This is a genomic window from Rugamonas sp. FW305-51 (assembly GCF_058786935.1).
Genome location: NZ_JBYSZG010000057.1, coordinates 1 through 14,767, shown reverse-complemented (window position 1 = coordinate 14,767; position 14,767 = coordinate 1). Strand labels below are relative to the sequence as shown.

The 14,767-nt window shown below is 65.7% G+C and carries 12 protein-coding genes; 3 read left to right on the top strand and 9 right to left on the bottom strand.

The window, feature by feature from the left end; genetic code table 11:
- Nucleotides 1-5: 5 nt before the first annotated feature.
- From truA to AC3WOS_RS25410, 9 genes are all read right to left on the bottom strand, one after another.
- Entirely contained in the window at nt 6-806 is an 801-nt protein-coding gene (truA, locus tag AC3WOS_RS25450; protein ID WP_492719716.1) for a tRNA pseudouridine(38-40) synthase TruA, read from the bottom strand.
- 94 nt (nt 807-900) lie between these two features.
- Complete coding sequence (locus AC3WOS_RS25445) at nt 901-3,606, bottom strand: motility hub landmark protein FimV (RefSeq protein WP_492719714.1); 2,706 nt, start codon at nt 3,604-3,606, stop codon at nt 901-903.
- A 347-nt stretch (nt 3,607-3,953) separates the two neighbouring features.
- Nucleotides 3,954-5,081, bottom strand: a complete 1,128-nt coding sequence (gene asd / locus AC3WOS_RS25440) for an aspartate-semialdehyde dehydrogenase (RefSeq protein ID WP_492719712.1) — start codon at nt 5,079-5,081, stop codon at nt 3,954-3,956.
- Between the two features lie 45 nt (nt 5,082-5,126).
- Nucleotides 5,127-6,200 (bottom strand): 3-isopropylmalate dehydrogenase, encoded by a 1,074-nt coding sequence (leuB, locus tag AC3WOS_RS25435; protein ID WP_492719711.1) that lies wholly within the window; start codon nt 6,198-6,200, stop codon nt 5,127-5,129.
- A 15-nt stretch (nt 6,201-6,215) separates the two neighbouring features.
- Nucleotides 6,216-6,863 (bottom strand): 3-isopropylmalate dehydratase small subunit, encoded by a 648-nt coding sequence (leuD, locus tag AC3WOS_RS25430; RefSeq protein ID WP_492719709.1) that lies wholly within the window; start codon nt 6,861-6,863, stop codon nt 6,216-6,218.
- 54 nt (nt 6,864-6,917) lie between these two features.
- Entirely contained in the window at nt 6,918-7,043 is a 126-nt protein-coding gene (locus AC3WOS_RS25425; protein ID WP_492719707.1) for an entericidin A/B family lipoprotein, read from the bottom strand.
- A gap of 40 nt (nt 7,044-7,083) precedes the next feature.
- Nucleotides 7,084-8,487 (bottom strand): 3-isopropylmalate dehydratase large subunit, encoded by a 1,404-nt coding sequence (gene leuC, locus AC3WOS_RS25420; protein WP_492719706.1) that lies wholly within the window; start codon nt 8,485-8,487, stop codon nt 7,084-7,086.
- A 397-nt stretch (nt 8,488-8,884) separates the two neighbouring features.
- Nucleotides 8,885-10,774, bottom strand: a complete 1,890-nt coding sequence (locus AC3WOS_RS25415; protein ID WP_492719704.1) for a chemotaxis protein CheA — start codon at nt 10,772-10,774, stop codon at nt 8,885-8,887.
- The gene (locus tag AC3WOS_RS25410) at nt 10,774-11,595 is read right to left on the bottom strand and encodes a protein phosphatase CheZ (RefSeq protein WP_492719703.1); all 822 of its coding nucleotides are present in this window, start codon (nt 11,593-11,595) and stop codon (nt 10,774-10,776) included. Before AC3WOS_RS25410 ends, AC3WOS_RS25415 begins: the two co-directional genes overlap by 1 nt.
- A 474-nt stretch (nt 11,596-12,069) precedes the next feature.
- On the opposite strand from AC3WOS_RS25410, the gene AC3WOS_RS25405 reads away from it, so the two are divergent.
- From AC3WOS_RS25405 to AC3WOS_RS25395, 3 genes are all read left to right on the top strand, one after another.
- Nucleotides 12,070-12,543 carry a universal stress protein gene (locus AC3WOS_RS25405; protein WP_492719701.1) on the top strand — a complete coding sequence of 158 codons (474 nt, stop codon included), beginning with the start codon at nt 12,070-12,072 and terminating at the stop codon, nt 12,541-12,543.
- Nucleotides 12,544-12,688: 145 nt separating this feature from the next.
- On the top strand, nt 12,689-13,333 hold the full coding sequence (locus AC3WOS_RS25400; protein ID WP_492719700.1) for a response regulator: 645 nt from the start codon (nt 12,689-12,691) through the stop codon (nt 13,331-13,333).
- 386 nt (nt 13,334-13,719) lie between these two features.
- Complete coding sequence (locus tag AC3WOS_RS25395) at nt 13,720-14,520, top strand: Crp/Fnr family transcriptional regulator (protein ID WP_492719748.1); 801 nt, start codon at nt 13,720-13,722, stop codon at nt 14,518-14,520.
- The last annotated feature ends 247 nt before the right edge of the window (nt 14,521-14,767 follow it).

Genomic DNA, 14,767 nt, shown 5'->3' with positions numbered 1-14,767 from the left:
CTCCTTCAGAACCAGGGCAGCGGGCTGGTCGTTTCCAGCGGCAGCTGCCATTTGGGATCGTAATCGATGCGGGCCAGGTACAGGCCGTCGGGCATGAAGGTGGGCGCGGCCTGGTGGCGATCGCGCGCCTCCAGCACCTGGCCCAGCCATTCGGGCGGCTGGCGCCCCGTGCCCACGTAGACCAGCGAGCCCACCAGGTTGCGCACCATGTGGTGCAGGAAGGCGTTGGCCGTCACCGTGAACACCACCAGCTCGCCCCGCCGTTCGATCCTGATTTCGTGCATCAGCTTGACGGGCGACTTGGCCTGGCACTGGGCCGCGCGGAACGCCGTAAAGTCGTGCCAGCCCAGCAGCGGCGCCACGGCCGCCTGCATCCGCTCCACGTCCAGCGGGCGGAAGCAGAAACCGGCCCGGCCCGTCAACAGCGGCGAGCGGGTGGAATTGTTGTACAGCACGTAGTGGTAAGTGCGGGCGCGGGCGCTGAAGCGGGCGTGGAATTCGTCGCCCTCGGGGTCGGACACGATTTCCTTGGCCCAGCGTACGCCGATCGACGGCGGCAGGAAGGCGTTCACGCCCCGCACCCAGGAATGGGGCTCGCGGTCCAGCTCGGTATCGAAGTGCACCACCTGCTCCAGCGCGTGCACGCCGGTGTCGGTGCGGCCGGCGCAGGTGGTGGCCAGCTTGACCGTGGCAAACCGTTCCAGCGCCAGTTCCAGCTGGTCTTGCACCGTGTGGCCGCCATCCTGCTTCTGGTAGCCGTGCCACGCCGTGCCGTCGTACTGGACGCCGATTGCTATCCGTTTCAATTGCTGCCCGCTCAAAAGTTAAGTCAGCGCATTATAAACGGGAAACGAAGGGGGAATGGCCGGGACGGCGGTCCCGGCCGGCGCTACCGACCGCCTAGCCCAGCAGGGCGCGCATGGAGCTGGCCTTGGCCACCTGCTCGTCGCTGCCGCCCCGTATCACTTCGTCCAGCAGCTCGCGGGCGCCTTCCTTGTCGCCGATCTCCTGATAGGCGATGGCCAGGTCCAGCTTGGTTTCCATTTCCATGTGGACGGCCGACTGCGGCTCGGCGCGGGCCGGCTTGGTTTCGACGGCCGCGTTGTTCAGGTCCAAATCGATGCTCGACAGGTCGAACTCGGGCGCGGCCACTTCCGCCGGGGCCGGCGCGGCCGGGATTTCCGGCAGCGCGAAATCGCTGGCGCTCAGTTCGGCGGCCGGCGCCGGGGCCGGCACGGCCGGGATGTCGAAGTCCATCAGGTTCAGGTCGGCCAGCGGATCGCTGTCCACCACGGGCAGCGGGGCCGGTGCCGGCGCCGCGGCAGGCGCGGCGGCTGGCAAGTCCAGGCCGAAGTCCATGCTGAAGTCGTCGGCCGGGGCCGGCGCTGCGGCGGCGGCTGGCGGCGGCGCGGCGTCGAAGCTCAGGTCGAACGCGGCTTCTTCCGCCTTGGCTGGTTCGGCCGGGGCCGCCGTTTCGGCCGCCGGGGCGGCCGGCGCGGCGGCCGAATCGAAGCTCAGGCCACCGAGGTCGAAGTCCAGGAACTGGTCGGCGGAGGCGGCAGCGGCCATCGAGGCCGGCGTCGGCGCGTCCGACGGCACGGCCGTCTCCAGGGCGCCGAAGTCCATGGCGGCGGGCGCCCCGGCATCCTGGCTCAAGTCCAGGTCCAGGCCGCCGCCGGCTGGCGCGGCGAAGCTGCTGCCCAGGTCATGCGGCGCCTCGGCAGGGGGCGGCGCGAACATGGATGGATCGAAATCGTTCATCGGTGCGGCGGCCGGGGCCGGGGCGGCCGCCTGCTGCTTGCCCGACGCGTACAGCGGGTTGTGCGGGTCGAGCGCCAGGCCCAGCGCCACGGCCTGAGCCCAGTCGTCGCCCTCGCCCCGGGTCTGCGAATACAGCTCGGAAGCCTGGGTTTCGAAGGCGCGGCTATCCTTGCGGGTGGCGTAGATTTCCAGCAGCTTCAGGCGCACGGCGTGGCGCTCCGGATGCATACGCAGCGCTTCCTTGAGGATTTCCTCGGCCTGGGCATCGCGGCCGTAGGCGATGTAGACGTCGGCCTCGGCCACCGGATCGACTTCATTGGTGTCGAGCTGGCTGGCCGATGGGGCGAAGTTGGAATTGAATACGCTGTTGTTGGTGTCCACGCTCTGGCCGCCCGTTTCAGCGATCAGCTGCTGGCCCGTGGTGGGCGAATCGCCCAGCACGCTCGTTTCCGTACGCACGTCGGCACCGGCCTGCTCCTGGCGGCGGCGGCGTGCCACCAGCAGGCCCACCCCGCCCAGTAAGGCAGCCAGGCCGGCACCGATGTAGGTGATGTTATCCATCACGATGTCGGCGATGCTCGGCTCGGCGATGCGCGGCGGCACCACCACCGTACGGCGCGGCTTGGGCGGCACGCTGGCGGCCGCCGGGGCGCTGGCAGGGGCCGGCACACTGGCCGAGGCATGGGCCGAAGCGCTGGCCGGCGCATTCAAGTCGATCACGGGCGCGGGCGCGGGCGCGGAGGCGGCGGCCAGGGCCGAAGCCGACGGTTTCTTCTGGTCGGCCAGGGCCTTGTTCTTCACGGCCATCAGCTGTTCCAGGTCGCTGACGTTCTTTTCCAGCTCCTTGACCCGGTTGGCCGCGTCGGCCACCTGCTTTTCCTTGGCGATCTTGTCTTCCACCGCCATGGCCGTCTTGCCGCCGGCCGGGGCCGAGGCGGGATTGGCCTTCGACAGTTTCAGCTGGTCCTTCGCTTCATTGACGGGCGTGGCGCGCTCTTCCACCTTGGCCGTGATCTTGCCGGCCACGCTCTGGGTCGCTTCCGGCTCCTTGGCCGGAGCGCTGGTGGCCACCTGGCCGGCCAGCTTGCTGCGGTAGGCATTGAAGTCGGCCGCATGGGCCACCACCACGCCGCGCGCCTCGCCGTCGGTGGCGGTGGCGCGCACGGCGTCCGCGTCGGGCACGGCCAGGATGCGGCCCGCCTTCAGGCGATTCATGTTCTTGCCCGCGAACGCTTCCGGATTGGCGCGGTACAGCGCCACCAGCATCTGGTCCAGCGACACGTCGACCGGCTTGAGCTGGCCGGCGATGCGGCTCAGGTTGTCGCCCGCCTTGACCTTGTATTCACCGCCCGCCTTGGGCGCTTCCGGTGTCCGGCGCGCCCTGGCCGGCAGGTCCGGCGCGGCCGTGGCCGCCGCCGGCGCGGCCGGTGCGGTGGCGGCGGGACGGGACGGCTCGGCCGGCGCGGCCACCTGGGCCGGCTGGGTGCTGCGCAGCTCGGCCGGATCGAGCAGGAAAGTATATTCACGCACCATGCGCCCGCCGGTCCAGTTCAGTTCCAGCAGCATGTCGACGAACGGTTCGTTGACGGGCTGGCCGGAAGTGATGCGGATGATCTGGCGGCCGTCGCGCTGCTGCACGTCGAAGCGCAGCGACAGCAAGGTGGGATTGAAGTCGATATTGGCGGCGCGGAAGGCTTCGGTGGGAGCCAGCTTGGCCACCAGCGCGCCCGCTTCGTCAGCCGAGACAGCCGTCAGCTCGATCTCCGCCCGCAGCGGCTGACCGAGCGAGGACAGCACGGTCAGCTTGCCGAGCCCGGCGGCGTTTGCTGCGGGGGACAAAAGCACGGCACAGGCGACGGCACTGGTCAGTGTTTTCAACGCGAACGAAACGATGCTGGGGCGAGAGGTTAAATGCATAGTGGGCGGCAAAAGAGTTGTCAGAGGGAAAAATGTTACTTTCCCGGAAGTATCAACATATCACCATGGACAGGCCCACGCAAGCTTTGCGCGTGCCGTGCACCCCGATATGTCACCTTGGCGCCTAATGTAAGCTGAAAAAAACCGTTTGGGAAGCATGCGTCAAAAAAAACAGCGGCGCCCGTTTGCACCGGGGCCGCTGTCGGATCGTGGCGGATGTCGCGTCCGCCGGATGATGGGCGATGTGCGCCCCGATGTACGTCCGTTAACGTTCGTTATGCATCAAGCACGATGCGCAGCATGCGGCGCAGCGGCTCGGCCGCGCCCCACAGCAGCTGGTCGCCCACCGTGAAGGCGGACAGGTAGTCGTTACCCATGCTCATCTTGCGCAGGCGGCCGACGGGAATCGTCAGGCCACCGGTCACGGCGGCCGGCGACAGATCCTTCATCGACGCTTCGCGCGTGTTCGGCACTACCTTGGCCCACTGGTTGGACGAGGCGATGATGTCGGTCAGCTCGTCCAGCGGCACGTCCTTGGTCAGCTTGATGGTCAGTGCCTGCGAGTGGCAGCGCATGGCGCCGATGCGCACGCACAGGCCGTCCACGGGAATGGCCCTGGAGCCGAAGTCCGGGCCCAGGCCCAGGATCTTGTTGGTCTCGGCGCCGCCCTTCCACTCTTCCTTGGACTGGCCGTTGCCCAGGTCCTTGTCGATCCATGGAATCAGGTTGCCGGCCAGCGGCACGCCGAACTGGCGGGTCTCGTCAGCCGACATGCCGTGCTGGGTGGCCAGCACCTGGCGGTCGATTTCCAGGATGGCGGACGCGGGATTGTCCAGCAGCGGCTTGACGGCGCTGTTGATGGTGCCGAACTGGGTCAGCAGTTCGCGCATGTGCTGGGCGCCGCCGCCCGACGCCGCCTGGTAGGTCATGGAAGTCATCCACTCCACCAGGTTGTGCTGGAACAGGCCGCCCAGGCCGATCAGCATGCACGACACGGTGCAGTTACCGCCGACGAAGTTCTTCACGCCCTTGCCCAGCGCGTCCTTGATCACATGCATATTGACCGGGTCGAGCACGATCACGGCATCCTTTTCCATGCGCAGGGTCGACGCGGCGTCGATCCAGTAGCCGTTCCAGCCGGCCGCGCGCAGTTTCGGGAACACCTCGGTGGTGTAGTCGCCGCCCTGGCAGGAAATGATGATCTCGCACTTGCTCAGCTCGGCGATGTCGGTCGCGCTTTTCAGCGTGGTCTCGTTTTTCGCCATGGCCGGCGCCGCGCCGCCCGGGTTCGAGGTGGTGAAGAACACCGGTTCGATGTGGGCGAAATCGCCCTCTTCCTGCATGCGCTGCATCAGGACCGAACCGACCATGCCGCGCCAACCTACCAAGCCTACTAGTTTCATCATCATTCCTTCAATATCATGTAAATCGTTTATACCGTTCCGTCTTTACTGCGCCAGCGCCTTGAGCACCGCGTCGCCCATCTCCTGCGTGCCCACCTTGGTGGTGCCCGCCTCGTAGATGTCCGGCGTGCGCAGGCCCTGGGCCAGCACCGCCTTGACGGCGTTTTCGATGCGGTCGGCCTGTTCGGCGCGGTCCAGCGAGTAGCGCAGCATCATCGCCGCCGACAGGATGGTGGCCAGCGGATTGGCCACACCCTTGCCGGCGATGTCGGGCGCCGAGCCGTGCGACGGTTCGTACAGGCCCTTGTTGTTGGCATCCAGCGAGGCCGACGGCAGCATGCCGATCGAGCCGGTCAGCATCGAAGCCTGGTCCGACAGGATGTCGCCGAACATGTTGCCGGTGACGAGTACGTCGAAGCGCTTCGGTGCGCGCACCAGCTGCATGGCGGCGTTGTCGACGTACATGTGGTCCAGCGCCACGTCCGGATATTCCTTGTGCACGTCGGTGACGATGTCGCGCCAGAACTGGAACGTCTCGAGCACGTTGGCCTTGTCCACGCTGGTCAGGCGCTTGTCGCGCTTTTGCGCGGCCTGGAACGCCACGTGGGCGATGCGGCGGATCTCGCCTTCCGCGTAGCGCATGGTGTCGTAGCCTTCGCGCTGGCCCTTGAAGAGGCCGTCCGGGCATTCGCGCACGCCGCGCGGCTGGCCGAAGTAGATGTCGCCCGTCAGTTCGCGGATGATCAGGATGTCCAGGCCCGACACCACTTCCGGCTTGAGCGTGGAGGCGCCCGCCAGTTCAGGGTACAAGATGGCCGGACGCAGGTTGGCGAACAGGCCCAGTTGCTTGCGCAGGCCCAGGATGGCCTGCTCGGGACGCAGCGAACGCTCGAGCGTGTCGTACTTGAAGTCGCCCACGGCGCCGAACAGGATGGCGTCGGCCGCCTTGGCCAGCGCCAGCGTGCCCTCGGGCAGCGGGTGGCCATGGGCCGCGTAGCCGGCGCCGCCCACGGGCGCCGTTTCGAGTTCGAATTTTTCGTCCAGCGCGTTGAGCACCTTGACGGCCTGGTCGACGATTTCCGGGCCGATACCGTCGCCCGGGAGGATAGCAATTTTCATAGTGTTGGTTCGAGATTAGATGACGTTGGCCAGCCAGGGCTGGCTTGCCAGATGACGCGCCTCGTAATCGCGGATGGTATCCGCGTGGCGCAGGGTCAGGCCGATATCGTCCAGACCGTTCATCAGGCAGTATTTGCGGAAGGCGTCGATCTCGAAGGGGTAGGAGATGCTGCCATTGCTGGTGGAAATGCGCTGCTGCTCAAGGTCGACCACCAGACGGTAACCGGGGAAGGCCTTGACTTCGTTGAACAGATGATCGATCTGCGTTTCAGGTAAAACGATGGGCAGCAAGCCGCTCTTGTAGCAGTTGTTGAAGAAGATGTCGGCGAACGAGGGCGCGATGATGGCGCGGAAGCCGTACTGATCCAGCGCCCACGGCGCGTGCTCGCGCGAGGAGCCGCAGCCGAAGTTCTTGCGGGTCAGCAGGATCGAGGCGCCCTGGTAGCGCGGCTCGTTGAGCACGAAGTCCGGGTTCAGCGGACGGCGGCTGTTGTCCTGCCCCGGCTCGCCGTGGTCCAGGTAGCGCCACTCGTCGAACAGGTTGGGGCCGAAGCCGGTGCGATGGATGGACTTCAGGAATTGCTTCGGGATGATGGCGTCGGTGTCGACGTTGGCGCGGTCAAGCGGGGCCACCAGGCCTTCGTAGATCGTAAATTTATCCATGATACTCATTCGGGTTGTGCGGCGGCGGACCGCCGGGGCCCGCCGCACTGCGTGTTATTTTTTGCTGGAAGCGCCTTCGACCGCTTCCCCGACTTTCTTGACGTCCTTGCCGAAACCGTTAATGGTGTTGCAGCCGGTCAGGATCAGGGCCAGGAGGGACAGGGTGAATAGTTTCTTCATGGTGTAGTTCGCTTGCAGAGAGTGGTAACGGTAATGATGATCAGCGCAGCGCGCGCACGTCGACGAAGTGGCCGGCGATGCCGGCCGCCGCCGCCATGGCCGGCGACACCAGGTGGGTGCGTCCGCCCTGGCCCTGGCGGCCTTCGAAATTGCGGTTCGAGGTCGAGGCGCAGCGCTCGCCCGGCTCCAGCCGGTCGGCGTTCATGGCCAGGCACATCGAGCAGCCCGGCTCGCGCCATTCGAAACCGGCATCCTTGAAGATGCGGTCCAGCCCTTCGCGCTCGGCCTGGTCCTTGACCAGCCCGGAACCGGGCACCACCATCGCCAGCTTGACGTTGGAGGCGCGGTGCTTGCCGCGCACCACCTCGGCCGCCGCGCGCAAGTCTTCGATGCGCGAGTTGGTGCAGGAACCGATGAATACCTTGTCGATGCGGATGTCCTCGATGGCCGTGTTGGGCTTGAGGTCCATGTAGACCAGCGCCTTTTCCATCGCATCGCGCTTGACGCTGTCCTTTTCCAGGTCCGGATCGGGCACCCGGCCGTCGATCGACGTCACCATCTCGGGCGAGGTGCCCCAGGTCACCTGCGGCTTGATCTCGGCCGCGTTGAGCGTGACCACCAGGTCGAAACGGGCGCCGGCGTCCGAGTGCAGGGTGCGCCAGTATTCCACGGCGCGCTCCCAGTGCGGGCCCACGGGCGAGAACGGACGGCCCTTGACGTAGTTGATGGTGGTGTCGTCCACCGCGATGATGCCGGCGCGCGCGCCCGCTTCGATGGCCATGTTACAGACCGTCATCCGGCCTTCCATCGACAGCGCGCGGATGGTCGAGCCGCCGAATTCGATGCAGTAGCCGGTGCCGCCGGCCGTGCCGATCTTGCCGATGATGGCCAGCACGATGTCCTTGGCCGTGACGCCGGCCGGCAGCGTGCCGTCCACCTGCACCAGCATGGCCTTGGATTTTTTCTGCAGCAGGGTCTGGGTGGCCAGCACGTGCTCCACTTCCGAGGTGCCGATGCCGTGCGCCAGCGCGCCGAAGGCGCCGTGGGTCGAGGTGTGCGAGTCGCCGCAGACGACCGTCATGCCCGGCAGGGTCGCGCCTTGCTCCGGCCCGATCACGTGCACGATGCCCTGGCGCTTGTCGTTCATATTGAAATAGGTCAGGCCGTAGGACTTGGCGTTGGCGTCCAGCGTTTCCACCTGCAGCCGCGAAACCGGGTCGGCAATGCCGTGGGCGCGGTCGGTGGTGGGCACGTTATGGTCGGCCACGGCCAGGTTGGCCGACACGCGCCACGGCTTGCGGCCGGCGGCGCGCAGGCCGTCGAATGCCTGCGGGCTGGTGACTTCGTGCACCAGGTGGCGGTCGATGTAAAGGATGGTCGTGCCGTCTTCTTCGGCCTTGACCACGTGCGATTCCCAGAGTTTGTCGTAAAGCGTCTTCATCATGATATATGCAGTGCTGCTACCGCCTGTGTGAGTGATCCACTTTGATTATGCCATATTTGTGCAATGCAAAAGCGGCGCCGCCCTCCAGCCTCGTGAGCCGATGCGGTTTCGCGTTCTGATACACTTCTTATGACTCCTTTGCTATTTTGTATCGCATTGCCGCCCCGGCCAGCGGCCGCGACGGCGAAAAAAAAGCCTGCGGGGGTCGCAGGCTGAGTGTCAGAGGCTGAGAGCATTTCGGGCATGACCGAGCAGCGCGCCAGAAGGTGGCCGATCAAGGCGCAAAGCACAGCCATAGCGGGCTATGGCGAGCATTTGCAACGCCGAGCGGGCGCTTTCTGGCGTGATGAGCGGGCATGAACGAAAGACTCTCAGCCTCTCAGTCGCCAGCGTAACGCTAGGCTGCCATTCGGACACTGCTGCGGCACCCGTCCATCAGGAACGATAGGCCCACCACCAGCACCAGCTCGCCCTCGGCGGAGCGGGCCGTGCCCGTAATGCCTTCCACGGCGATGGCCGTCATCGGCTTGATCACCAGGTCGGCCGTGCCGTCCACGGCCGCCACGGCCAGGATGTACGGTTGTGGCGCGGCAACAACAATACCCACCTTCTCGCGGCAGCTCTCGTAACCGAGGGCGCCGGCCAGCGAGCGCACCGGCAGCGGCCGGCCCTGGTCCTTGAGCACGGGCGCGCCGCCCACTTCCATGAACACTTCCGGCAGCTCGACCACGCGCTGCACCACCGCCATCGGCAGCGCCAGCGCCGCGCCCGAGGTGGACACCAGCATGGTCGGCACGATCGACAGTTCGATCGGCAGGCGGATGGCGAACTTGGTGCCGAAGCCCAGCGCCGATTCGATGTGGATGGCGCCGCGGTTCTTTTCCACCGCCGTCTTCACCACGTCCATGCCCACGCCGCGGCCGGACACGCTGGAAGCCACTTCCTTGGTCGAGAAACCGGGCAGGAACACCAGCTGGAAGCAGTCGTCGGCCGTCAGCTGGGCCGATTCGCTGATCAGGCCCTTCTCCAGCGCCTTGGCGCGCAGCTTGATCGGATCCATGCCCTTGCCGTCGTCCTGCAGCACGATCATCACGCTGTTGGCTTCCTGCCAGGCCTTGAGCGAGATGTAGGACTTGGTGGACTTGCCGGCCGCCACCCGCTCCTCGGGCGATTCGACGCCATGGTCGAGCGCGTTGCGCAGCATGTGCACCAGCGGATCGTACAGGCTGTCGACGACGACGCGGTCCACTTCCGTTTCCGCGCCCTCGATGGTCAGCTCGATGTCCTTGCCCAGGTCCTTGGCCAGTTCGCGCACCAGGCGCGGAAACTTCTGGAACAGCCGGCCCACCGGCTGCATGCGGGTGGCCAGCGTGGCGCGCTGCAGCTCGGTCGAATAGCGCGAGGCCCGCTCCAGCGTCTCGGCCAGGGTGGCCATCAGGGTCGCGGCCTGGCCCTCGAATTTGAATTGCAGCAGGCGTTCCAGCAGCACGGCGGCCTGGTTGGCGGCCTGCACGGATTCGCCGGCCACTTCCAGCAGCGCGTCGAGCTTGACGGCGTCGACCCGGATGCTCTCTTCCTTGACGGGAGCCGACTGCGGCCGGTCTTCGCGCTTCTCGCCTTCGGGGCGGGCGCGCGGCGCGGCCGCCGGGCCGGCTGCCGCCACGGCGGCAGCAACGCCTTCGGCCACGGCGGCGGCCGGCGCGGCCGAAGGCGCGGGAGGCGCGGTCGGGGCCGGGGCGGCGCTGCGGGTGTAGGTGCCTTCCGGCACCACGGAGAGATACATGCCTTCCCAGTCCAGGCCGTCGGCGGACGGGGCGGCGGACGGCGCGGCGACCGGCGCGGCAGCGGCGGACGGGGCCGGGGCGGCGGCCGGCTTGGCGGCGGCCTTGGCCGGCGCCTCCGACTTGCCCTCGATGGCGTCCTTCAGGATCGCTTCCAGGTCGTCGGGCATGGCCGGCAGCGACTCGGGCTCGGCGCCGTTCGACAGTTCGGCCAGCTGGTCGGCCACGAAGCCGGACGCCTGCAGGGCCGCCTCGATGGCCAGCGGCGTGACGGGCGCGGCGCCCGTGCGCAGCGCGTCAAACAGGTTTTCCGTCAGGTGGCAGGCCGCCACCAGGGCCGGCAGGTTCATGAAACCGGCGCCGCCCTTGATGGTGTGGAACGAACGGAACACCGCGTTCAGGGTTTCCTTGTTTTCCGGGTCGCGTTCGAGGCGCAACAGGTGTTCTTCTACATTGACAGCCAGATCCATCGCCTCGACGACGAAATCCTTGAGCATATCGTCCATTAGAATCCCAGATCAGCAAGCAGGTCGTCGACATTGTCCTGGTTCAGCGCCACCGCCGGAGCCGATGGGCCTTGCATCAGAGACACTTCTTTTTGCGCCAGTTTCTCGCGCACGTCGGCCGGCGCGTTGTCGCGCAGCAGCTGCGCCAACTCGTTTTCCACCGTCTTGGTGATGGTGACCACTTTCTTGATCAGCTGGCCCGTGATGTCCTGGAAGTCCTGGGCCATCATGATTTCCAGCAGGCGGGCTTTTTCCGCCTCCGTGGCCACCGACACGGCCTGGGCGAACGACTTGGAGTCGCCGGCCAGCACCTTGAACTGGTCCAGGCTGAGCTTGCCCGCGAACAGGTCGTTCCAGCGGTTCTCCATATCCTTGGACTGCTTGGACAGCACATCCTGGGCCGGCATGCCGTCGTCGAGCGTGTTGAGCACCTTGTTGGCGGCCTGTTCGGTCAGGCTGGCCACATATTCCAGGCGGTCCTGGGCGTCCACGATCTGGGACGACGCTTCCGTCAGGGCCTTGTCGTAGCCCAGTTCGCGCAGCGAATCGTGCAGCAGGCGCACGATGCCGCCCAGGCGTTCGAACATGGGCTTGTCGCCGGCCGCGCTGTCGTCGTCGGCGCCGTCGGCCGCCGGGGCCGCCGCGGCGGCGGCCGGCGCCACGTCGGCGGGACGGGCTGCCGCCACCTGGTCGAACAGGCTTTCCAGGTCATCTTCCGCTGCGGCCGGCGCTGGAGCGGGCGCTGGGGCGGGCGCTGCGGCCTTGCTCTGGGCAGACACTTCATCAAATAGTGCGTCGAAATCATCAGCGGCGTTGGTCATAATCCCTGCTTCTCCATAATTTGTAAAATTGCTGCCCTCATCTTGCTTTTGTCACCCTGTGCCGCCCCATCCGCAGGCGGGCGCGAGAGTGATGACGCCCGGCAATATAACGCGCTTACGCGAGTTTAGCAGGGCGGCGCCGGATTGTTCAATCTCCGGGGCCGGAAAGCCGGTCGGCATACCCGCAGCTCAGGGTGGAAAGCCAAGTTTTCTGTTGTATTTGCAGATACTAACATTGGAAAGATCGGCCAGGTATGGCGGCAACCACAAAACAAGTGCCCATATGCAAAAAATGATGCGCTAGCATTGACCTAACAGCAACTGCTGTTATGCTTATTGATACAGATCAAGACTTTCCATGCTAACAATAATGTGAATCGGGACTACAATTAAACTGGAGCGCTGGCCCCGCTTGCAGCTTGCCAGCCGCGCCGCCGGCTGGGTGCGTGCCGGCGTGAACCTAGGAGGACTGCCATGTACCGCAAGATCTTGATTACGACCGACGGCTCCACCGTGTCGAGTAAGACGGCATGCGCCGGGGTCGACTTTGCCGAGCAGATGGGGGCCGACATCCTGGCCCTGTTCGTGGCGCCGGAATACCAGTATCCAATCTACGTGGAAATCATTCCCCCCAGCTATCCCAGCGAGGAGGAATACATGGCCGCCATGCAGCGCGCCGGCCAGCAGCACGTGCAACCGATCGTCGACGCGGCCGCCCGCCGCGGCCTGCGCTGCCAGGGCATGACCGTGTTCGCGGAAAGCCCGGCGCTCAAGATCGTCGACGTGGCCGCCCGCGAAGGGTGCGACCTGATCTTCATGGGGTCGCACGGGCGCAGCGGCTGGGGCCAGCTGTTGCTGGGCAGCGTCACCAACAAGGTGCTGTCGCACTCGCGCATCCCGGTGCTGGTGCACCGCCTGATCAAGGAACCGGCGCCCGCCGCGCCCTAGGACAGGGCCGGCAATATTGATTAACTGGCATGGCCGCCGCGATTTTGCGGTAGTATGCTGCGGTTCGGCGCATGGCGCGCCCGGGCCAGTGTGTTCCCATCGCAAACTTTGAACCCATGCCGAAAGGCATTATCCAGACCGACCTATGATACGAATTGTCATTGCCGACGACCACACCATCATGCGCGAGGGACTCAAACGCATCCTCGACGGTGCGCCGGACATCGACATCGTGGGCGAGGCGATCGACGGCTTTGAAGTGCTCAACCACGTGCGCCAGGGCGGTTTCGACCTGCTGCTGCTGGACCTGTCCATGCCGGGGCGCAGCGGAGTGGACCTGATCCGCCAGATCCGCAGCGAGGCGCCCAAGCTGGCCATCCTGATCCTCACCATGCATGAGGAGGAACAATACGCCGTGCGCGCCATCCGGGCCGGGGCCCAGGGCTACCTGACCAAGGAAAGCGCCGGCACCCAGCTGGTGGGCGCGATCCGCAAGGTGGCCTCGGGCCGGCCCTACATCAGCACCGAAGTGGCTGAACAGCTGGCCCTGAACATCATGATGCCCAACGAGAGCCTGTTGCACAAACAGCTGTCGGACCGCGAGTTCGAAGTGTTTTCGCTGCTGGTGGCCGGCAAGTCCATCACGGAAATCGCCAACGGCCTGCACCTGAGCGTGAAGACGGTCAGTACCCACAAGACCCGCATCATGCAGAAGATGGGCATGAATTCGCTGTCGGAAATGGTGCAATATGCCGTGGCGCATCGTCTGTTATCGCCCTTCAAAACCTGAACTTCCCGCCCGGCGCCGCCCCGGCAGCCGGGTCCAGTAGGACGACTCCTACAATTTCGCGCCGTCTCCTACGCGCATATTCAGCGCTTGCTGATATTAATCCCCCCTCCCCGTTGGCATACTGAAACCATACGATTGTTTTGCTTCGCGGCCATTTCAGTGTTTCCAGCACCACGGCGCCAGGCGAGACAGGCCAGAACAAGACCAGCCGGCTCCGGGCGCGCCCCATCCCTGCGCGCGAGGCAGGCGGCCCAGCGGCCGCGGCAACCGGGCCGTCCTTCCCAGCGCCATTGAACTGAATGACCTGACACCAGGAGATGAACATGCTGTCCACGCAAGCGTCCGCAATCCGTCCGGCATCCCCGGCGAACGTCCCGCCCTCTCCGATGGAGGCGGGGCGGCAACGCCAGGGACGCCTCTGGTCGAACCTGAAAGAAGTGTGCGATCTGCTCCACATTCCGGCAGCCTGTTCGATCTCGGCCGAGGAGCTGCTGTTCCAGCACGTGCAGTTCAAGACGGGCCAGCGCATCCACACCATCGGCCAGCCGTTCGACACGCTCTACATCGTCAATTCCGGCTTCCTGAAGACGGTGCTGATCGACGAGTTCGGCAACGAGCAGGTGCTGAGCTTCCCCATGAAAGGCGACATGCTGGGGGTGGACGGCATCCACACCCGCCACTACTCGTCGGAAGCGGTGGCCCTGTCGGACTGCGACCTGATCCTGCTGCCGTTCAAGAAGTTGACGGCGCTGGGGCGCATCCACCTGGAGCTGGAGAACATGATGTACGGCGTGATGAGCCGCGAGCTGGTGCGCGAGCAAGCCATGATAGGCATGCTGGGCGCGCTCAGCGCCGAAGCGCGGGTGGCCCGCTTCCTCGTCTCGCTGGCCGAGCGTTTCGCCCAGATGGGCTATTCGAGCAAGCTGTTCAACCTGCGCATGACGCGCCATGAAATCGGCAGCTACCTGGGCCTGACGCTGGAGACGGTAAGCCGCACGCTGTCGGCCTTCAACGAGATCGGCCTGATCAGCGTGGACCAGCGCACGATCGGCATCAAGGACGCGGAAGCGTTAAAAACCTTGCGCCGCCTGCCCCCATCGCGCGCGCGCGCCAAGCAGCAAGCGACGGCCAAGAGCAAGGCCAGCGCCGAGCCCGCCGCCCCCACGCAGCTGGTGGCCACCCTGTAACGACAGACCCTTGCTGCACCCAGCTTGGCCCGGCCCCGCCGGGCCTCTTTTTTGCCAAAAAAATGGGGACGTCCCCTTTTTAAAAATGGGGACGTACCCCTTTTTTGCTTTTTCAAAAAAATGGGGACGTACCCCATTTTCCCGGTTTCTTGCAGCCCCATTTTTCGGGGAAATGGGGTATGAAAATCATCTAGCCGGCCTCCCGCCGCCGAAACGCAGGCGGGTTGGCTAAAGTGAGTTGTGAGGG

Excerpts from the sequence above, each read along its gene's own strand:
- asd (WP_492719712.1), bottom strand. The coding sequence starts at position 5,081 with ATGAAACTAGTAGGCTTGGTAGGTTGGCGCGGCATGGTCGGTTCGGTC.
- leuB (WP_492719711.1), bottom strand. The coding sequence starts at position 6,200 with ATGAAAATTGCTATCCTCCCGGGCGACGGTATCGGCCCGGAAATCGTC.
- leuD (WP_492719709.1), bottom strand. The coding sequence starts at position 6,863 with ATGGATAAATTTACGATCTACGAAGGCCTGGTGGCCCCGCTTGACCGC.
- AC3WOS_RS25425 (WP_492719707.1), bottom strand. The coding sequence starts at position 7,043 with ATGAAGAAACTATTCACCCTGTCCCTCCTGGCCCTGATCCTGACCGGC.
- leuC (WP_492719706.1), bottom strand. The coding sequence starts at position 8,487 with ATGATGAAGACGCTTTACGACAAACTCTGGGAATCGCACGTGGTCAAG.
- AC3WOS_RS25415 (WP_492719704.1), bottom strand. The coding sequence starts at position 10,774 with ATGGACGATATGCTCAAGGATTTCGTCGTCGAGGCGATGGATCTGGCT.
- AC3WOS_RS25410 (WP_492719703.1), bottom strand. The coding sequence starts at position 11,595 with ATGACCAACGCCGCTGATGATTTCGACGCACTATTTGATGAAGTGTCT.
- AC3WOS_RS25405 (WP_492719701.1), top strand. The coding sequence starts at position 12,070 with ATGTACCGCAAGATCTTGATTACGACCGACGGCTCCACCGTGTCGAGT.
- AC3WOS_RS25400 (WP_492719700.1), top strand. The coding sequence starts at position 12,689 with ATGATACGAATTGTCATTGCCGACGACCACACCATCATGCGCGAGGGA.
- AC3WOS_RS25395 (WP_492719748.1), top strand. The coding sequence starts at position 13,720 with ATGGAGGCGGGGCGGCAACGCCAGGGACGCCTCTGGTCGAACCTGAAA.